The sequence below is a fragment of the Paenibacillus chondroitinus NBRC 15376 genome, assembly GCF_004000765.1.
GTDB lineage: Bacteria > Bacillota > Bacilli > Paenibacillales > NBRC-103111 > Paenibacillus_E > Paenibacillus_E chondroitinus.
Genome location: NZ_BILW01000021.1, coordinates 81633 through 100123 on the forward strand (window position 1 = coordinate 81633; position 18491 = coordinate 100123).

Below are 18491 nucleotides of genomic sequence, written 5' to 3' on the forward strand. Positions count from 1 at the left end.
TAACGTGTACCCGCCTGCCTTCGCTCGGTATTATTTTTTGTTCATCGCAATCGTAGATTTCGCAGCTGCATCGTCAAGGGCGGCTTTAGGATCCTTTTTCCCTTGCAGCGCATTCGCCAGTTCGCTCCAGATACTGTCGGAGATTGGACCCCAGTTCAAAACTTTAGGTGCAAATTGCACATAATCAAATTCTTTGGCAACTTCTGTTTGTTGTTGTGTCATCGCCTTAAACGCTGCGCTGTCGCGAACGACTTTGGATGCAACAGCCTGGCCGGACTCGGCCCAATCGATGGAATTATTCGAGACATATTTCAAGAAATCGCCGACACCAGCCAGCACCGCTGCATCCGTCGTTGATTTAGGAATGACAAAGTTGTGCGATCCGGCGAAAACAGCTTTTTTCACTGTACCTAATTGCGGCACCTCCGCAACGCCATAGTTCACTTTCGCTTTATCGAAAGCGTCTTTCGCCCATGGGCCGTTGAAATGCATGGCGCTTTTCCCTTGTTGGAACAAGTTGAAATCGCCGTCCGCCGCCACCGTTGGCGGGGAAACTTTCATCGTGGTTAAACTTCTCATGAAGGTAACGGCCTCAACGCCTGCCGGTGAATTGTAGGCAATATTTCCTTTCTCATCCAGGAAGCTGCCGCCATTTTGGAATAAGACCGTCGGGAATAAGAAGTTCTGAATCCAGAACGTTGGCATCGCCGCTCCCCAAATTCCTTTGGACGGATCTGTCAGCTTTTTCGCTGCATCAACAAATTCTTGACGATTCGTTGGAGGAGCCGTGATACCTGCCGCAGCGAATAAATCTTTATTGTAGTACATCACTAATGGGTGAATATCAAGCGGAATGCTGTACCATTTGCCATCTTTGGTCGAATAGTCCACCGTTGCTGCCGGGAAGTTGCCCTTATCCACACCTGCGGACTTAGCCACTTCATCTAACGGCTGCAGCAAATCTTTGGCAATATACGTAGGCGTTTGGTCAAGATGCATAATGGCCACATCAGGAACCCCTTTTTTCGTCGCAATCGCCGTATCCAGCAGCTTGTAGTAGTCGCCGTTTGGTTGAATCGTCATTTTTACGTTGTATTTGTCTTGCGATTTATTATAATTGTCCACAATTTTCTTCATAAATGGACCGTCATTACCAGAGAAAGGGTTCCAGAAGTTGATCGTAATTTTCTCACCGCTTTTTGCCGGTTCTGGCGCTTTAGTCGCTGCTGCTGTTGAAGCAGCTGGTGCTGTTGTCGCCGCAGCTGGTTCAGCTGTTTTCGTGGTCGAGCATCCCGACAAAACCATGGCAAAAGAAATGCATGTTAAACCGATCACTTTAAAGTTGTTCATTTTCATCCTGTTTCCAAGCTCCCTTCAATTTAAACACAGATTATAGTAGTTGCATCTCAGGACCCTCTTGTGTCAAAATTGTAGTGATGATTGAATTTCGCCAAAAATTCAGTCTCACTACCGACGAGCGATAATAAGGCGTGCCCACACCAATGGACCCTTATATCGCTTTTTCTTTGTCGAACCCCCTCTTCCATTTCTTACTCGCAACTTAACTATAATCATTTCAAGAAAACGTTACCATGACGATATTCAAGAACCTTTGGACATATTTTCAGATAAAGCTACTCCTCGCCACAAAACGCAAAAAAGCCCCGAGCTATCGCTCGAAGCCTCCTCGCCCACATCCATCCCTTCTGGAAATTAATTAGGATTTCTGATGGTTTGTATAAATACCAACGACAGATAGCAACGCAGCAACACCATTGGCAATCGCGTTCATATCCGCATCTTTAATAAGGTCCATACCATATGCGTCCAAAATCAATTTGGCTGCACCGATTAAGCCCAAAGTTAACGTGTAGTAGTTTACTTTCATCTCTCTCACCTCCTATGAAAATAGGATGCTATATTCTATGAGAGAGACTTGGCATCGGACATGTCCAAATGACAGTGATGCAGAAGCACAAAAAAAGCCGCCACCTCATTCAAGGCGGCAGCATGCCACTACTTATGGCGAGACCGCTGGTTTAGCGATCGCATTATATTTGGAAGATACAAACGTTTCCGCCTTTGCTTCTGTAATCACTTGCGGATACATCATGCCTGGCTTTGGCTGCTGAATCGTGTACCGAATGACAGCCTGCCCATCTGTTTGGAACTCGATCGCCTGTATAGCAAGGCCATATCCGGGACTCGGCATTTCTTTGGACAATGTCACTTTATTGACTTCGTCATTCACCTTCTCAACTTTCACCGAGACCTCTTCAACCGGAGCCTGGTTCTGCGCATGCGATTCTACAAATTGAATCGCCTGATAAACCCAGCTGGCTGCTTCGCCACGTGTAAGCTCAGCTTTCGGATTGAACCTGCCTTCACTATCCAGCTGTGTGATTTTGTACAATAGCAATCTTTGCAGAGTGCCCTGGTAATTGATGTTAATTTGATCCTCATCCTTGATCACAATAAACATTTTAACAAGCGGGAAATTGCCTTTCGTTTCAAGAGCGCGGACTAATAAATCCCCGAATTGCTCACGTGAAATGGTTGCGTTCGGATTCACATCCTTGGGAATGTCCAGTCCGTTATAATGAGCAATGATGAAGGCGTCTGCATACCAAGCATCATTTGGAACATTCGTGTATGTGTCCGACGCCAATGGCTGCTTGATGAAACGTATCGTATCCATATTCAAATTCAAGCCTTTTACAATCATTTGCACGCTTTGCGCATAGCTGATTTTCCCTTTTGGCACATAGTGCTCGCTGTCAATTCCGCTTACAATCCCGCGGTCTTTCAACGCCATAACAGCATCGGATTGACCTTCTTCCAGATCAGAAAAGGCAAATGCCGAACTAACGGTCAATGAGCTGATCAACAAGGTCGTTAATGTGATGGCTGCTAATTTTTTCATCCTCATTCTCTCCTTTACCATTTTTGTGATGACTCGATCTGTAGTTACCCTCTTAACGTAAGCCGTTCGAAAAATGTTGCAAAATTTCCCATGAAAACTCATCGTTCAGCCAAGCAGCTGACGCAAGTCCGCTTTGATCGACTCATCCATCATCTCGTTTCTTGCAAGCTCTATTATGATTTCTTCTATAAACCGCTTCCGCCTAGCGCATAAGGAATGTCAAACTCAGTAAGTTTATCTGTTATCCGTGCAAGATTTTTTATTTCCATTAATGTTCTCCAATAGTATTTGGTTTATTTTGGAATCTCAATCATATAATGATCTTAGTTTCTAAGGACAGGCCGATGTCCTGGAAAGGAAGACCAAGGATGCAGAATTGGTTTATCATTTTCATATACAATTTATTTACCAACGTCGATAACGCCATTATGATTCAAAATTCCCTTAACCGATATAGCCTGAGAAGTAAATTCAAATTGTACCTACTTGGACTCTTATGCTTGCTGCGCATCATCTTCATCGCTTGTGTCCAATCCTCGTATCGAATTCCTTATATCAACTTGGCTACAGCCGCTATCATGTTATTTTTTGCGATTCGAATGGTTCTGCCCAAGAATCAAATGAGAAAACATTTCTCATTATTATGGATTTTCAGCAGCGTAGCTTCTTTGGATCTAGTCATGAGCATCGACAGTATTCTGCTATCGGCCAGACTTTCGGATAATGTCGCTTTTATTGCAACAGGCGTACTCCCGGCTTTATTGCTTCTGTTCTTTTTCTCCTCCAAAATGGAAATGTTTTTTTTCAAGATGCCCTGGCTCGAAATCGTCATAGCCGGCTTACTGGCGCAACTAGCTGTTCTGCAAATAAAAAAAGAACCAGGTATCCTGCTGCTGCTTCAAGAGGAATGGTTCGATTTGGTGGGCATCATCACGATGTGCGTGATTTGCGCGGTGGGTTGGTATAATTTCTTAAGAAGCCGATCTTACCCGATGTGATCGCCATCCCTTCGATTGGACGACTCAGTTACAGCTAGCTAGTCTTTTAGCTCCAATAGTGCCAAAGCACCTTCGTGCTCCGGGGCAAAATTCCGTGTAAGCTCTGCGTAACGCCTAGCTGCTTCGACATCCCCGACCTCATAATAGCAGATCGCCATATCATAGAGGACATCCGGATTCTGATGGTAAGCTTCTTCCGTTTTCTCGAAAAAGACACTGGCATCTTGATACATCTCCATCTGATACAAAAGCGCTGCGCACTCCAAAGCCATTTCATGCCGCTCCTTCATCGGGTAGTATCCTTCCCACATCTGGTAAATGCCAAGACGTATGTCAGAGTATATGCCTTCCTCACACATCGGCAGCAGCTCTGTCAGTCGTCCTACAAATTGCAGGAAAAACTGAGCATCATACCCGCATAATCGCCAAAAGGCAAGACATTGAGGCACTTCCAGCTGTTCCAAATAACCATCGAGCCATTCTTTCACCGTGATAAAATCGTCCGGCCCATACCGCTCGATAAATCGTCGATAGGCTAAACGAGTGTTTCCATACCCGGCTGGCTGAGTGAGCATCAACATACAACCAATGTTCAGGTGATGATAAGGATGCTGTGTAAACAGACACAGAGCCCCTTTTTGCTCCCAAACTTCGTTCAGGGCATGATAGTTCGCTGTTAACGAGAAACTGCCGTGATGGATCAGCTGCGGCGGCTCACAGTACTCCCAGCTTTCCAGCCGGTGGTCTCCCTTGTCAGCAGTAAGCAGAACGAATCCTTCCCTCGAAAGTTGATTCAACCGGTCAAGACATTGCAAACCAATTACCGGAAATAGGATGTGAGAATCTTCCAATTTTTGGGTGTATTGCGCAATAACGCTGCTGTACGCATACGATTGTTGCTCGTATTCCTCAGCAAGCCGATATTCATACTCGACCGTTGCGCTTTCCAGCATATCAGCTGCACTGCCACCAGTGACCTCATCGTTGAAATGCAGCGATACCCTACAATCATAGACGCGCTTATCATCCACATAGAGCAGCTCCTGCGGGATGCTATCGAAAAAATAATTCGCAATCACCAGCAGCGGTTGCTGCAAATCTCCGTTTCGGACACTGATGCCGCTTTCCGTCAAGTTCAGCTCGGCATCTTGCACGGCATCGAACTGAGCAAAATCCAGAACCCCCTGCGCCACAAAAGGCTGCAAACTTGGGTGCTGCTGCCAGTAAGCCAAATTCTTGAGCGCCAAATCCGTCATAACATAACGAAATGCAGGCAGAGCCATTCCCGCATAATCCCTCATGGCGCACAATTCCTTCAGTACATGAAAGGCGAGCCGACCGGAGCCTGCACCAAGCTCAACGATCGTAACAGACTCAGATAGAGACCCTAGCTGTGCTCGATCTTGCAGAAAACCAAATATAATCTCCGCATAGGAGGTAGCTATCACCGGATTACTTGTGATGTACTCAGGGACTTCGTTATTTTGCCATGCGCTTATGCCCATCTCTTCATAATAGGCTCGCTGCAGCTCCCAGATGGGAGATTCACTGAACCGATACATTTTTTGATCGTTCGTTACCATATAATTGAACCTACTTTTCATAAATGTTGGTGAAAGACTAAGGACAGGAAAGCTGGCCCGCCGCTTGTTTCGGGTGATCTTTCAACCACTTCAGAATATCATCTAACGTGCGCACGGGCACGATCTGCAGGCTCTGCGCCCCTTTCTTCGCTTCCGCCTCATTCGCGGCCGGGACAAAAAAAACGTCGGCATTCGTTCTGCTAATGGTGTAGGCCTTCTGTTCCAGTCCGCCTACAGGACCGATGGTGCCGTCCGGTTCCATGGTTCCCGTGCCCGCAACATGATTCCCGTAGGTTACACCGCAAGGAGTAAGTTGATCAATCAACGTTAACGCCAGCATAGCACCATGGGAAGGTCCGCCTTCATGCAATAAATAATCATGATAACTCACAAGGATTGGCACATCATACTGCACCTCGTTCTCAACTTGTATGCCGAAGGCAGCACGACTCGGATCATCCGGATTCGCGCGTGTCTTAGCCTGTAAACTGACTTGCTTGCCGCCGCGCAGCACCATGAGGGCCACTTGATCATTGGGCTTGACTGATTTCATACGCTCAGTGAGTTCTTGGACTGTGGTGACAGCCTGTCCATTCACCTGTTGGATCACATCCCCTAACTGAATCTGGGCGCTCGCCGGGCTATCTTTGAGAATGGCTGTGATACGAACACCGTCGGATGTGATTCCCTTCCCTTTTCCGACCTTTTGAAAAGCAACCGCACTTCCCGCGGCATTCGCATCGGCCTTCATGAGCCTTACTTCTTGATTGTATTCGCCTAACGTCATCCCTAAATTTTCGACTTCAAATGAATACTTCGCGAAGAGCTTCGCATATATCCAATCGATCGGAAATGCGGGACGTTCAAACACCAGCACCCCTGAGATGTCTCCATGAACATTACTTTCACTGGTATGTGCATATCGGTTCATATTTAGCGTCAGGCCAGGATACGTCACTAAATACTTAGTCGGCCAAAACATCACTAACATCAAACCTACCGTTGCAGCAAAAAGACTTATACTTTTTATAGGCAGCTTGCGCCCTTTGCGTTCATGAACGAATAAATCCACAAAAACTAGCAACCAGGTCAAAATAAATGCCCCTGCCGAATACTCTAACTTCTTTGGTACCGTCAATAAGATGATGATACAGGCCAGGCCTGCCACGATGATGGACGCAGCTCTCACCCACATCCCTGCCTGTCTGTGCGACCTTAAGTGGACGAGTGAACCCGTGATCCAAAGCAGTGGAATGAGGATGAGGACATAGATAAGTTCATCAATCATATCAATCCAGTAGATTGTAGAGCTGAGCCGCAGCGGGTCCGGGAGCCAAATCAACTCCCCCAGAACAACTAATAGCAGCGTCAGAACCATAGCCGAATAGTATAACTTTTTCCAAAGAGCCATCCTATGCATCCTTTCCTATGTAAAAAAGTAGCTGACGCTCTCGTATGGAGAGTTCGCTACTTTTTTCAACTCAACTTCATTGCTCTTTCATGTAGGCGACAACTTGGTCATACGAAAGGTTTCCACCGAAAATATCCAGGGCACTGCCAATCGTAATATCCAGCTTCCCGGCGGATAATTGTTTAAATAACTCGATGTCCTCGAACGATCTCGCTCCGCCGGCATACGTTGTCGGAATCGTAACCCATTCCGCAAGCGTGCGGACCAGACTTTGTTGAATACCGCTTTGTTTGCCTTCTACATCGACGGCATGAATAAGAAACTCATCGCAGTATTGCTCCAGGAACCGAATATTCTCTTCATTCAGCTCAAAATCACTTAATTGTTTCCATTGATTGGTCGCAACGAACCACTTGCCATCCTTCTCTTTGCAGCTCAAATCAATGACTAAGCGTTTCTTTCCAACTTTATCTACTATTCTATCCAGATTTTCCTGATTAAGTTGTCCGTCCCGGAAAATGTACGACGTCACAATGACGTGGGATGCACCGCGATCCAAATAATACATGGCATTCTCAGCGTGAATGCCGCCACCGATTTGTAAACCGCCTGGATATTCCTGAAGCGCACTTACGGCTTCATCTTGATTCCCATCTCCGAGCATAATGACGTGCCCGCCAACTAATTGATCCTTTTTGAACATTGCCGCATAATACTTGGAGTCAAATGAAGATACAAAATTTTCAATAATAGCTTTTCCTTCTGTGCCTAACGTTTCACCAACAATTTGTTTCACTTTCCCGCTATGTAGATCGATGCATGGCCGAAATTCCAATGACTTTACCCCCACTATCCGCAATTATAGCTAGCTTGATTTTCCATTTATTATAGCACATTCTATCAACAAAGAACCTTTGATGGGATCACAAAATAGAAAAGACCTTCCCATAGCGTTCGGGACGGCCTGGCTCGTAATATGATCTTATTGCTTGATGAATCCTTCTTCCGCCATGTATTCCTCAACTTCTTCGTAGGTTTCAAAAGCGCAGTCCAGATTACTCCCGGCATAGACGTACCATAGATCTTCTTCAAAAGTAACAGCCAAAGCATGGCCTTCTTCATCCGTCCACAGCTCTTCCTGCGATGAGTCCGACTCCGGTTGATCTTGAATCGCAGCAGCGCTCGTTAATGACTGGATGGACTTTCGAATAATGTCACGAAGCTCTTCCGCGCTAAAATCACGAATATTGATTAACCCTTTGTTATCCGTTGCATACCCCTTCACATATTCCGCATAAACAAATCCGTTGCCGTTCGGGTGCAAGTGGTAGACAACAATTTTCTTATCATAGCTGCTTTCTTCATAATGAAAATTAATGCGTCCCAGAGAAACATCCTTACGATGTAACTCGGGAAATGATTCCACAATCGCTAATTTTTCTTCTAAACTGAGCATGCGTCAATTACTCCATCACTTGAATTTTAAATACGTTCTCCAATTTGCCTTCAGATCTTTTTTTCAAAGGAATTTTGATATCACGACCAAGCTCTTTGAAAAAAGTGTCAACATCGCATTGTACATTGCTAAGAACAACCTTGAATGAACCATCCTGGACAATGTTTTGATTGGCCTCTTCCGGAACGTTAACATCTACGGCATATTTCTTCGTCAATGTATTCATATATCGACTAAAAATTTCGATTAGTTCCTCGTTGTTAAAATTCTCGATGACCAGCTTACCTTTGTTCGTAAAATTCAAATGAACATTCAATTTTTGTGCCCCTTTTCCATGAACCATTGATGTATTGTATAATTATAACACACTTTTATATATTCTAAGCCTTAACATTGAAAATTAACAGTAGGATGGAGTTTGACATGGCATTTGGCATAAAAAGAGATGAGCTTTATCGATGGAAAGACGCTGTCAGCCGCGGTGAAATCGCCTTTTTAACCCACTATTGGCTTGATGATCGTTTTGCTGGCATAAGTACCGTAACCAAAGTCGGCTGTTCGGATTTGGAACGATTAACCAACTGGTGCTTGTCCCATGGTCTCAATCCGCAATACATTCACCACAGTCCCTCATATCCGCATTACGACTTATTTGGGCCCATCCAAAAGAAAATTTTAGAGCTTGAACACCAATGGGAACAAATAGAAAGATTTCACTTATAAAAAAAGAAAACCTCCATTACCCAAGTCACGGTTTGGAGGTTTTTTCATCTGATTGTTGGCTTATCTGTCGTAATCTGGTTTCAACTCGATTAATAGCTACAATTGAATACTCACCGAACAATAAAATTTTTGTTTTTACCGGGATAGGAAAGGCCGGATGGTTAATTTCCAATTCATCACTAAGCTCATTGTACCAGGGTAATAAATTCATTTTAATGACTAACACCCTATTTTTCACTATCAAACTCCACCTTTACAGCGCTATAATAGTAATTTATTCACTTTTCATTGCTAGTGTACTAAATGAATTCTCCATTTCTAGATGGGTGATTATCCCCGTTTATTAAGTAGGTACTTGGCATACACAAGCGGTGTCTCATAAGTCTGATAGAACGAATCCTCCATTTTTAACTGCTTGAATTCGTACCTTTGGTCCCTCCCGTTGGCCTCGATAAACCAGATGTGCCCTGTCTTGTCGACTCCCATATCCAAACCTAAATCCGCCATATTCGGTAAACGTTTGCCCAATACTTCAGCTACTCTCAGGGATACCTGCTCAACGGCTTCTTTCATCCGTTCAGGCTGAAACCCGCTCCGATGAAATAAAAGTTCGCATCGCCAAGCTTCTCCGCCTTTGCCCAAATTGGTAACCTGTCTGCCATGGGCGGCAACTTTTCCTGCAATCCCGTTTACCTGCCACTTGCCCTTTGCACCGCGCTGCACAGAAACTCTTAAATCGTAGGGCCTGCCTTGGTGCGTTGCTAAAGAAATGGCTTCTTGTATGAGATAGGTTTGCTTTCCAACCTTGGTTTTGATATAAGCCAGCGCTTGGTCACGGGTCAACTTCTTGGGCTGGTTATTGCTCCAAAACAATTCCCACTTATCATTTTCCTGCTTTGAAAGCTTAATAATCCCTTTGCCAACGGAACTGTTTGTCGGTTTGACGAAAAAATCGGGAAACTGCTCCATAGCCTCAAGCAGATGCGTGCGAGAATACGACAAAGTCGCCGGGAGATGCGCCCGAAGCGACTCCTTCGTATGCAGCAACTTGTGAATACGGAGTTTATCATACCGATTTTGACGATTGAAGACCTGACTTGATGCAGCAAGATGGTTCAATTTCTTAAGCATATATGGGGAAAGCGAAATAGCTCGATTATGGATGACTTTGGGGATTGGAAGACGAAGTAGGCGGTAGCTTTTGTTTTCAAAACATAAACCAAGGGCTGACTCAGCGCTCGTTTCCTGCAAGCAAATATAAAAAAGCGTTATACCCAGTTTTTCCGCCGCTTGGTTATACAAATCAATTTGTTCATATCCGGTCTGTTTGCTCTGTATTCCTAAGTACGTTTTTCGATCCAAAAGAATGCCCACTACATTGCGCATATGAACACCTCCACCCAAAAAGCCATCAATAACACTGTATGCACTTGCTCCCCTTCTGGTCCAAAAGAACGGCATTCATGTACCTTTTTTCACATGCTAAACCGGATGTTCACGTCTGCATATACTTGGCTTCTGGGGCTGAGAGGGAGAGGAAAACGCTGCAACAGCGTTCTATGTTGTATTTTGTGCAATCATATAGCTGTAATTGTGCCTCAGATCACCTCTATATTGTATTTTATACAACGATTAAACCACTAAACTGTTTGGATCTCAGCTTTTCGAGAGAAATGGTTGTATTTTGTGCAACAAAGCATCGTACTCACAGTCAATTCATGCTACTACGCTGTAGAAAATGCAACGTAGGTCCTCAAGTTCACTCCCCGGAGACCCTTTGCCACCTTATACACCTCCCTGTCCCCTGATCCCCATCATCGTTCGCCCTTTGCCAATCACACAACCGTCAACTGGAAATACTGCTGTTACTTAGAAATTCCATTATTATACTTAAGAACAAACAAAAAAAGCCGGCGCGCCGGCTCCTTTCATTTCCAACCTATACTTTCAAACCAAAGCCCATCTTGTTTATGCTCGATCGCCACGCGAATATAGCTGACCATTTGGCTTGGAAGCTCGCGCAATGGAAACCATGTCAATTGCTCGCATTTCTCCGGCTCCATATTCATGATCTCGCCTTTCCAGTCGTGCGCTTTCAAGAAGAAATCGACCCATTCGGACGTTGTGTTTTTGCGATGCATCATGCCGATAATTTCAAGCTGATCAGGCTCGATATCGACGCCTGCTTCTTCCTTTGCTTCCCGGATCGCCGCAGCAACGACCTCCTCGTTACCATCCATCCTGCCGGCCACTACGCTCCAATTGCCATCTTGAAACCCGGTATTTTGCCGTTTTAACAATAAAACCTCATCATTTCGATAAAATAAAATGTGTACCGATCCATATAAAATAGGTGTTCGCATGGTGATCCTCCAAGTTTTTCTTTCCGAATGAACCTATTTTATTTTACATGATCGGTCTGAAACGATAAAGCTACATCCAAAAACCCGTCTTCATTTCCATACATCGCGATATCATCTTTCCCGTTTCCATCGAAATCAGCGACAGACAGGCGACCGTTTGTTTTGCCCCAAGGTCCAAAAATGGAAAGCAGCTTATACGTATGATCCTCCGTTTGTTGATACACGCGATTGGTTAAATTTCTTGGATCCCATCGAAGAATATCTTCTCTCCCATCTCCATTAAAATCGCCGAAACGAATACTGCCTAGCTCATCTGGAATGTCCAGCTCAACTTTATCCAGTCTCCACTGCATACTAGCCTGATCCAGCGCAAATTCCACACCTTGTGATGTATTTTCTTTAAATAACATCAGCTTTTGCTGATCCTTGCCAGCTAAATTCCGCACGATTAAATCTCGAGCTGCGCTCGATCTGAACGTATACGGTTTAATACTTTTAATTTCGTTCCCGTGCAAATATAAGCCGAGAAGTTTGCTTCGATCCTGTGATTGCCCAGCTAGGATACAATCTCCATTCGGTTGTTTCAGTTCATATAAATCGTACCAGCGATTTGCCGGAATGGACCACGTCTGGCTTCGCTTGAATGAATCTCCCGTTGACGCGTAGGCTTCTAGCTTACCGTTCGGACGCACGATCCAAAGGCCCTGCTTCTTACTATCGATTCTGCTGTTCAAAGTAAATGCCGCGCCATCAGCATACGGTATCGACGCCCATGTGTGCGATGCCGGCTGACGGTCATTGCGCAGCTCTTTGTATTGCCCTTGGATAACGGACATGGCTGCCGATTTCTTATCCCACGCAACGATGTCCATCTGACCGCTGCCGCTGACATTCCCGATCTCCGTCAAAGCTGTTTTCGTGCCGCCGACCTTCAGCCTCTCTCCCGGTGTAAAAGGAACATAATCGTGGATCGAATAAAATGGATATCCCTTTTGCTGAATTTGTGCGATCAATTTTTGAAGTACGCTTTTATTCTCACCGGTATATTGGTAAGCTGGAATGCCATCGCGGACAACGGGAGTGCCAAACTCATCGAGCTCAGGTTCCAAATAATTGAATTCCAAAAAGGGATGATAAAAAAAAGAATAAATGCGTTCTGCAACCCCTAATTGGTTCAATATAAATTTCTCGTCTTTACCGATAGGAATGTAGGAAAGCGTCGTCGGTACATATACACTGCCAAGCGATGCATTTCCAAAGCCTTTATTCACCATATTTTCATATCTCGCGACTGGCGGGTTGGGGTCAATATGGACATCCGGTTGATACAGGAGTCCAAAATAGGAGCGAAACACCTTATCCTGCTCGGGTGCTGTATGATAATGCGGTGCTTCCCAGAAATGAGGCGTCATACCGGCATTGCGAAAGCGCCCCCACCCTTCTTTAACCCGACTCTCCGCGAACGACGCCGTCGTCGTCTCCGGCAAATCGCTGACATTAAACTCGTTGCCGACGCCGGAAGCGTGCTGGCCATCACCGCGGCGCACTTCCCCTGCCTGATGCGTGTAACCGTGCATGCCGATTGTACCTCGATGCTCCGAAGCCTCTTTGATAACCTTATCAAAGGCTTGAATATAGGTATCGTCCAGTTGATCGATCGATTTATCGTAGCGAGTTCCGTCATCTGTAATATTGATCCAGCGCGGAATGACGGCCATGCCGAACTGCACGTGTTTCTCATCCAAATAGTGGAGGACCGCCCTTAACTTACCTAAACCTTCAAGAGAGCTATAGTACCCGCCGGGGCCAATGTCTTCCAATCGGAGCATCATGAACCGCGGATTGTTATCGGCCCCTTCGACAGTCATCATGTGATATAAGCCGAGAAATAAACCGCAGGACACTAAGCCCGCAATCCCATACCGCAACCAAGAATTCTTATGTAGTAATCTTTTTATCAAACAAATTCCCCCCATGGAAGCTGAAACTCTGATGCAAGTTGGCTGCGGATATGATCTTATTTGAATATGAATTGGTTATGCTCATCTTTAATTCCTCCAAAAAAAATGATGAATGAAGGCGACTCATGCGTTAATTCAGATTAAAATTTAATCCCAACAATATGTATACGCTTACAAAATATGTAAATCGGACACTTCGCTCCATAACTATGTCGGTTTTTGTCCTCCACCCAATTTTATCACTCCCTGTATGAATTGAAAATCATAATTCAACCTTACAGCGGTTTGACTCAGATAAAATGAAATGCTACAATTCAAACAAATTTAGTTGTATTTAGCACAAGGAGGGGATGACTCTTGCATCGATTTACACGACAACATCAGTGGAAAATATTGGTCTGGATCATTCTCGGTTTATTTATTTTCCCATTAACTCCGCCGATTTCCCATCATTTTTCGTCAGATACAGAAATACTTGTACTCGCCAATACCTCGCAAGTTCTTTCGATTCAGGAGCATGTTCCTGCCAAGAAAACAATCTATACGCGCTTTGATAAGCTCCAATGGCCGTATGATGTTTATACACAATATGAAATTACCGTTTTTGTTATTTTCATTGTTTATCTCGTCAAGAAAATTTGGCTTAGATTAAAATCAATTCTTCTGTCATTCCTTAAATTCACCTCGGGTTACACGGGCCTCATACTTCCTATTTCATAAGAGCGCTATGTTGGAAATGAATGAGGAAAAGAGGAATCTATTATGTCTAACCTGCCAAATGGAGCCGTACAATTAAGCTCCCAACATCAAAAGTTGACCCGCCTCAAATTTTTACGCAGAGTCATGTTTATGATCATCGGATCCGCCTTAGTATCTGTCGCTTTAGAAGTTTTTCTGGTTCCGAATAATATTATCGATGGCGGAATTGTGGGTATTTCCATTATTTTGTCGCATTTATCCCACTTCCCGTTAGGTATTTTTCTGGTGTTGTTAAATCTGCCATTTTTATTGCTAGGCTATAAGCAAATAGGTAAAACCTTTGCCCTGTCTACGCTATTTTCCGTTATCTTAATGTCCATCGGAACGACCCTGCTCCACCCGGTTCAAGCGTTCACGATTGATCCTCTGTTAGCCGCAGTTTTCGGCGGTATTATCCTAGGCATCGGCGTCGGACTTGTGATCCGTTCCGGCGGTTCGCTGGATGGAACTGAAATTGTCGCGATCTTATTCAGCAAAAAAACGCCGTTTTCCGTCGGTGAAATCGTCATGTTTTTCAACTTCTTCATTCTCGGCAGCGCAGGTTTTGTCTTCGGATGGGACCACGCCATGTACTCGCTGATCGCGTATTACATTGCCTTCAAAATGATTGATATCACCATTGAAGGGTTGGATCAATCCAAATCCGTTTGGATTATCAGCGATGAGTTCAGCAAAATCGGTGACTCCATCACCTCCCGTTTAGGCCGCGGCGTTACCTATCTCAAGGGCGAAGGCGCGTTCACGGGAGATGACAAGAAAGTCATCTTCAGTGTCATCACCAGGCTGGAAGAGGCCAAATTAAAATCCATTGTCGATGAGCTGGATCCCAAGGCTTTTCTCGCGATTGGCAACATTCACGATGTCAAAGGCGGCCGCTTCAAAAAGAAAGACATTCACTAAACACAAGAAAAGGGTTGAACAGATGCTCATCTGTTCAACCCTTTTTCTCATCTCCAGTAGCTGCGCAGATCGACCTTCTGGCCGCTCTTCGCGCTGTCGATGGCGCCAAGCACCATGGCCATGCTTTTGATGTTGTCGCGGCAGTCCGTCTCCGCACGGCGCCCCTGCTCCAGCGCCGCGAACATCTCATCCAGGCAGCCAGCGTGCCCGCTGCGGCCCTGCCAGCTCACCTCCGCGTCAATGCGCGTATGCTCGCGAAGGAATTTGCCGTCTTGCTCGCCGCCGGCGACAACCTCGGCGTACGGTGCGCCAGCCCCGTCCCAGATCGCACTGCCGGTCTCGCCCGTCACGCGCCATGACGCCTCCCAGGAGGTCGGCGCCCCTTCCGCGCACCACGAGCCGCGGTAACAGAACACCGTGCCATCTGACATCTCATAGATGCAGATGGCGGAAGCATTCCCGGCGTACCACGAACCGGGAGGGTTAAATTCCTGGCAGTACACCGACACCGGGTCTGCCCCAGTAATAAAACGAGCCTGATCGAATGTATGGATCGCCATGTCCAGGATAAGCGGGCTTTCCATCGCATCGCGAAAGCCCCCGAAGTGCGGGCCGAGGAAGAAATCGGCCCCCACATAACCCACGCGGCCGATCGTGCCCGCATGAATCAGCTCGCGCAGGGCGCGGATGTTCGCGTCATAGCGCCGGTTTTGCATGACGGAGAGCGATGCTCCCGCTTGTTCCACCCGCTGCACGAGCTCACGTGCCTCCGCCATGGTGGCGGCCATCGGCTTCTCGCCGAAGACGTTGCAGCCATGGCGAAGCGCCGTCGTCGCCACTTGGAAGTGGCTGGCTGGGATGGTGATGTCCAGCACCAGATTCGCGCCGGACTCCTCAATCGCTTGCTCCAGATCCGTGTAAATGCCACAAGTCAGCTGATGACGGTCCGCCATAGCCTGAGCGAATTCCTTTTTGATATCAACCAGCGCCACAATCAAGCAATCCTCACGTTTTAACACATAGTCAACCCAAACATTTGCCATGCCTCCGCAACCAACGATGACAATTTGATGCTTATTCATTTAGCAGCCACGCTCCTTTATTCCGTCTATATAGACCTATTTTATCCCTTTTGTTTGGTACATGCTCTATCCAATCTTGACGGAAAATCGTCACATCTTGTCCTATAGTTAAACCGCTTACATCCATCTCTGAAAAAAGACGCCGCTTCCTCACCATCGAATAAACAAGTATTCGGAAGTGTTAGAATGGACGTCTTTTTCAGGATCTATTTTATTTTACCGATAGGATTGAAACAGATCGAACATGTAGTGCATCGCTTCTTCCTCGTCTTTGCCCTTGGTCAGCAAGCGCAGCGTAGTCCCCGCTCTGATCGGTATTAACAGCATACCCAGTAAACTTTTCACATCGACACAATGCATGGAATGATCATACTCAAAATCAATCGTAATGTCCGACATAAAATGGGAAGATTTGGCCGAAATCGCCGTAAGATCACTTCGCTGCAAGTCAGCACCTAACTCGAATTCATGTACTCTCATAGACGCGCCTTCCTTATGTTTAAAATTTAGGAAATCTCATCTCTTCTACTTAGATTGTACCACGAGTCCGGCGAAATTTCTTCCATTTCCGATAGCTTCTCCGCACAACATTTAAAGCAAAATTGGGTATAGGCATTTTACGAACCCACGGATAATAAAATCGGTCATAAGCGTTTTTCAAATCGTCCCACATCGGACAATATTCCTCTTTCATGAAATCCGATACGTCTACGACTAAACCTCGGCCATCCTTCATCATCACATTTTTCCCATGTACATCATGTGGATTCAGGCCTCTTTTAACCGCATAGGCTAGTGCTTCATCTATATCCTCTATGACCTGCCTTGGAATTGGAAGTCCACGCTGCAAACATTTATAAAGCGTAACGCCAGTTAACCGGCGCAGAACTAAGTAATTGACTCCTGCATGCAAACATTCGGAATAAGCAGGATGCTTGCCTAGCCGCCGATAGACTTCCGTTTCTTCTTCAATTCCCGGCCTGCCTGGCGCATATACTTTAACAACATGATCAGAATAATTGGGATGCATAAGGACCGCCGCATAGTTACCTGAACCAAGCAATTTCCACGGCTTCGGAATATAATGGACTACAATCGGATCGTAGGGTTGTTTGCTGTATATCTCTAACTGTGGCAATAATTGATGTTCGATCTCAAGCAACCATGGCTTTAACATTGTTTCTCCAGACTTCCTTCCCCCACAAATTAGTGCCTCTCCAAGACTCTCTGATTCGTGGTTTGTTAATTTCTGCTATGTGTGGTATTATACAAAGATATTTGTGTAAAGTGAAGTGTTGATTATGCGCCTATTGATAGTTACTAGATTACTATATACATCAAAAAATCAATCCCTTGACCTGAGCTCTACCTAGGTCAAGGGATTTTTTTTCCTTCGGGAAACACTTCTGTAGGAGGTCATCATTAATGACTGTAGACAACAAATCATCCGTATTGGCGATATGGCTTTCGCTGATCAGCAACATCTTTCTAACGCTCATGAAGATTATTATCGGGTTATGGTTCCAAAGTGAAGTTTTACTAGCCGATGGACTCCATAATGCCGGCGATATTATCGCTACAATCGCAGCCCTTAGCGCGATGCGCATATCCAAACTGCCAGCCGATGAGGACCACCCTTACGGGCATGGCAAAGCTGAGGTGCTCGGCTCTGGATTTGTCGCATTTATCCTGCTGATTGCCGCACTTTATATTGGCTATCATTCTACTATTGCCTTATTTCATGAGCCTCAATCCCCAAGCTGGGTCGCTTTTACAGCTGCTGTTATTTCAACCGTTTGGAAGTTTGTGCTCTATAAGTACACCATGCGAATTGGCGTTAACACCAGCAGCAAGGGACTGATAGCGACTGCAAAAGATCATTTAGCCGATGTCTACGCTTCGCTCGCTGCCGTTGTTGGTATTGGTTTGGCTTTTGTCGGAGGAGCCTATAACATTGCGTGGTTATCCTTTGGTGATGCCGCGGCGGGAATTATCGTATCCCTGCTCGTTTTAAGACTAGCCGTGGAAATGGGCAAAGAATCCTTTGATATTTTGATGGAAAAAACAGTTGATCAAGAGAAGCTTCACCAATACATCTTACTAATTGAGGCGGTGCCTGAAGTAAAACGAATTGACCGTATTCGTGCTCGCGAACATGGCCACTACATCCTGGTAGATGCTAGAGTATCCATCCCTGGTGAACTTACCGTTCAGGAAGGGCACGATATTACCCGAGTGATCAAAAAATCGATCATGGACCAGCACGCCGATGTTGACGAAGTTCTCATCCATTTAAATCCCTGGTACGAAGATTAAAGAACTGAGCAAATAA

The 18491-nt window shown here is 45.5% G+C and carries 20 protein-coding genes; 5 read left to right on the forward strand and 15 right to left on the reverse strand.

Going from position 1 to position 18491, the window contains the following annotated elements:
* Nucleotides 1-30: 30 nt before the first annotated feature.
* From PCH02S_RS21775 to PCH02S_RS21780, 3 genes are all read right to left on the reverse strand, one after another.
* A complete protein-coding gene (locus tag PCH02S_RS21775) occupies nt 31-1356 on the reverse strand; it encodes an ABC transporter substrate-binding protein (protein WP_127456058.1) in 1326 nt (441 codons plus the stop codon).
* A gap of 361 nt (nt 1357-1717) precedes the next feature.
* Complete coding sequence (locus PCH02S_RS35825; protein ID WP_164819675.1) at nt 1718-1888, reverse strand: hypothetical protein; 171 nt, start codon at nt 1886-1888, stop codon at nt 1718-1720.
* A 132-nt stretch (nt 1889-2020) separates the two neighbouring features.
* A complete protein-coding gene (locus PCH02S_RS21780; RefSeq protein ID WP_246069198.1) occupies nt 2021-2923 on the reverse strand; it encodes an S-layer homology domain-containing protein in 903 nt (300 codons plus the stop codon).
* Nucleotides 2924-3291: 368 nt separating this feature from the next.
* Between PCH02S_RS21780 and PCH02S_RS21785 the strand changes: the two genes are divergently transcribed.
* Nucleotides 3292-3921: a TerC family protein gene (locus tag PCH02S_RS21785; RefSeq protein ID WP_164819677.1), complete on the forward strand. Its 630-nt coding sequence runs from the start codon at nt 3292-3294 to the stop codon at nt 3919-3921.
* 38 nt (nt 3922-3959) lie between these two features.
* Here the strand turns inward: PCH02S_RS21785 and PCH02S_RS21790 are convergent, their stop codons facing one another.
* From PCH02S_RS21790 to PCH02S_RS21810, 5 genes are all read right to left on the reverse strand, one after another.
* A complete protein-coding gene (locus tag PCH02S_RS21790; protein ID WP_127456061.1) occupies nt 3960-5504 on the reverse strand; it encodes an SAM-dependent methyltransferase in 1545 nt (514 codons plus the stop codon).
* Between the two features lie 37 nt (nt 5505-5541).
* Entirely contained in the window at nt 5542-6915 is a 1374-nt protein-coding gene (locus tag PCH02S_RS21795) for a PDZ domain-containing protein (RefSeq protein WP_164819678.1), read from the reverse strand.
* Nucleotides 6916-6991: 76 nt separating this feature from the next.
* Nucleotides 6992-7750: a phosphoribosylformimino-5-aminoimidazole carboxamide ribotide isomerase gene (gene hisA, locus PCH02S_RS21800; protein WP_127456063.1), complete on the reverse strand. Its 759-nt coding sequence runs from the start codon at nt 7748-7750 to the stop codon at nt 6992-6994.
* A 147-nt stretch (nt 7751-7897) separates the two neighbouring features.
* Nucleotides 7898-8371 (reverse strand): hypothetical protein, encoded by a 474-nt coding sequence (locus PCH02S_RS21805; protein WP_127456064.1) that lies wholly within the window; start codon nt 8369-8371, stop codon nt 7898-7900.
* A 7-nt stretch (nt 8372-8378) separates the two neighbouring features.
* Nucleotides 8379-8687, reverse strand: a complete 309-nt coding sequence (locus PCH02S_RS21810) for a hypothetical protein (RefSeq protein ID WP_127456065.1) — start codon at nt 8685-8687, stop codon at nt 8379-8381.
* Nucleotides 8688-8794: 107 nt separating this feature from the next.
* On the opposite strand from PCH02S_RS21810, the gene PCH02S_RS21815 reads away from it, so the two are divergent.
* Complete coding sequence (locus PCH02S_RS21815) at nt 8795-9094, forward strand: hypothetical protein (protein WP_127456066.1); 300 nt, start codon at nt 8795-8797, stop codon at nt 9092-9094.
* 25 nt (nt 9095-9119) lie between these two features.
* Here the strand turns inward: PCH02S_RS21815 and PCH02S_RS21820 are convergent, their stop codons facing one another.
* The 4 genes from PCH02S_RS21820 to PCH02S_RS21835 form a co-directional block, all read right to left on the reverse strand.
* Nucleotides 9120-9332: a hypothetical protein gene (locus PCH02S_RS21820; protein ID WP_127456067.1), complete on the reverse strand. Its 213-nt coding sequence runs from the start codon at nt 9330-9332 to the stop codon at nt 9120-9122.
* 92 nt (nt 9333-9424) lie between these two features.
* Nucleotides 9425-10480 carry a YheC/YheD family endospore coat-associated protein gene (locus tag PCH02S_RS21825; RefSeq protein ID WP_164819679.1) on the reverse strand — a complete coding sequence of 352 codons (1056 nt, stop codon included), beginning with the start codon at nt 10478-10480 and terminating at the stop codon, nt 9425-9427.
* 542 nt (nt 10481-11022) lie between these two features.
* A complete protein-coding gene (locus PCH02S_RS21830; RefSeq protein ID WP_127456069.1) occupies nt 11023-11457 on the reverse strand; it encodes an NUDIX hydrolase in 435 nt (144 codons plus the stop codon).
* Between the two features lie 38 nt (nt 11458-11495).
* Complete coding sequence (locus PCH02S_RS21835) at nt 11496-13418, reverse strand: DUF2334 domain-containing protein (protein WP_164819680.1); 1923 nt, start codon at nt 13416-13418, stop codon at nt 11496-11498.
* 357 nt (nt 13419-13775) lie between these two features.
* Here PCH02S_RS21835 and PCH02S_RS21840 point away from each other — a divergent pair, with 357 nt between their 5' ends.
* Nucleotides 13776-14138, forward strand: a complete 363-nt coding sequence (locus PCH02S_RS21840; protein ID WP_127456071.1) for a hypothetical protein — start codon at nt 13776-13778, stop codon at nt 14136-14138.
* A gap of 42 nt (nt 14139-14180) precedes the next feature.
* On the forward strand, nt 14181-15077 hold the full coding sequence (locus PCH02S_RS21845; protein WP_127456072.1) for a YitT family protein: 897 nt from the start codon (nt 14181-14183) through the stop codon (nt 15075-15077).
* 47 nt (nt 15078-15124) lie between these two features.
* On the opposite strand, the gene PCH02S_RS21850 is transcribed toward PCH02S_RS21845, so the two are convergent.
* The 3 genes from PCH02S_RS21850 to PCH02S_RS21860 all read right to left on the reverse strand — a co-directional run bounded on the left by PCH02S_RS21850 (nt 15125) and on the right by PCH02S_RS21860 (nt 17336).
* Nucleotides 15125-16159 carry a Gfo/Idh/MocA family protein gene (locus tag PCH02S_RS21850; RefSeq protein WP_127456073.1) on the reverse strand — a complete coding sequence of 345 codons (1035 nt, stop codon included), beginning with the start codon at nt 16157-16159 and terminating at the stop codon, nt 15125-15127.
* Between the two features lie 216 nt (nt 16160-16375).
* A complete protein-coding gene (locus tag PCH02S_RS21855; RefSeq protein WP_127456074.1) occupies nt 16376-16639 on the reverse strand; it encodes an HPr family phosphocarrier protein in 264 nt (87 codons plus the stop codon).
* A gap of 49 nt (nt 16640-16688) precedes the next feature.
* Nucleotides 16689-17336, reverse strand: coding sequence for a serine/threonine-protein kinase (locus PCH02S_RS21860; RefSeq protein WP_127456075.1), 648 nt, complete (start codon nt 17334-17336; stop codon nt 16689-16691).
* Between the two features lie 248 nt (nt 17337-17584).
* Between PCH02S_RS21860 and PCH02S_RS21865 the strand changes: the two genes are divergently transcribed.
* Complete coding sequence (locus PCH02S_RS21865; protein WP_127456076.1) at nt 17585-18475, forward strand: cation diffusion facilitator family transporter; 891 nt, start codon at nt 17585-17587, stop codon at nt 18473-18475.
* Nucleotides 18476-18491 lie beyond the last annotated feature (16 nt).

Bases quoted from the DNA above. Each gene is read 5' to 3' on its own strand.
- PCH02S_RS21775 (WP_127456058.1), bottom strand. From the start codon at position 1,356: ATGAAAATGAACAACTTTAAAGTGATCGGTTTAACATGCATTTCTTTT.
- PCH02S_RS35825 (WP_164819675.1), bottom strand. From the start codon at position 1,888: ATGAAAGTAAACTACTACACGTTAACTTTGGGCTTAATCGGTGCAGCC.
- PCH02S_RS21780 (WP_246069198.1), bottom strand. From the start codon at position 2,923: ATGAAAAAATTAGCAGCCATCACATTAACGACCTTGTTGATCAGCTCA.
- PCH02S_RS21785 (WP_164819677.1), top strand. From the start codon at position 3,292: ATGCAGAATTGGTTTATCATTTTCATATACAATTTATTTACCAACGTC.
- PCH02S_RS21790 (WP_127456061.1), bottom strand. From the start codon at position 5,504: ATGGTAACGAACGATCAAAAAATGTATCGGTTCAGTGAATCTCCCATC.
- PCH02S_RS21795 (WP_164819678.1), bottom strand. From the start codon at position 6,915: ATGGCTCTTTGGAAAAAGTTATACTATTCGGCTATGGTTCTGACGCTG.
- PCH02S_RS21805 (WP_127456064.1), bottom strand. From the start codon at position 8,371: ATGCTCAGTTTAGAAGAAAAATTAGCGATTGTGGAATCATTTCCCGAG.
- PCH02S_RS21815 (WP_127456066.1), top strand. From the start codon at position 8,795: ATGGCATTTGGCATAAAAAGAGATGAGCTTTATCGATGGAAAGACGCT.
- PCH02S_RS21825 (WP_164819679.1), bottom strand. From the start codon at position 10,480: ATGCGCAATGTAGTGGGCATTCTTTTGGATCGAAAAACGTACTTAGGA.
- PCH02S_RS21830 (WP_127456069.1), bottom strand. From the start codon at position 11,457: ATGCGAACACCTATTTTATATGGATCGGTACACATTTTATTTTATCGA.
- PCH02S_RS21845 (WP_127456072.1), top strand. From the start codon at position 14,181: ATGTCTAACCTGCCAAATGGAGCCGTACAATTAAGCTCCCAACATCAA.
- PCH02S_RS21850 (WP_127456073.1), bottom strand. From the start codon at position 16,159: ATGAATAAGCATCAAATTGTCATCGTTGGTTGCGGAGGCATGGCAAAT.
- PCH02S_RS21855 (WP_127456074.1), bottom strand. From the start codon at position 16,639: ATGAGAGTACATGAATTCGAGTTAGGTGCTGACTTGCAGCGAAGTGAT.
- PCH02S_RS21860 (WP_127456075.1), bottom strand. From the start codon at position 17,336: ATGTTAAAGCCATGGTTGCTTGAGATCGAACATCAATTATTGCCACAG.
- PCH02S_RS21865 (WP_127456076.1), top strand. From the start codon at position 17,585: ATGACTGTAGACAACAAATCATCCGTATTGGCGATATGGCTTTCGCTG.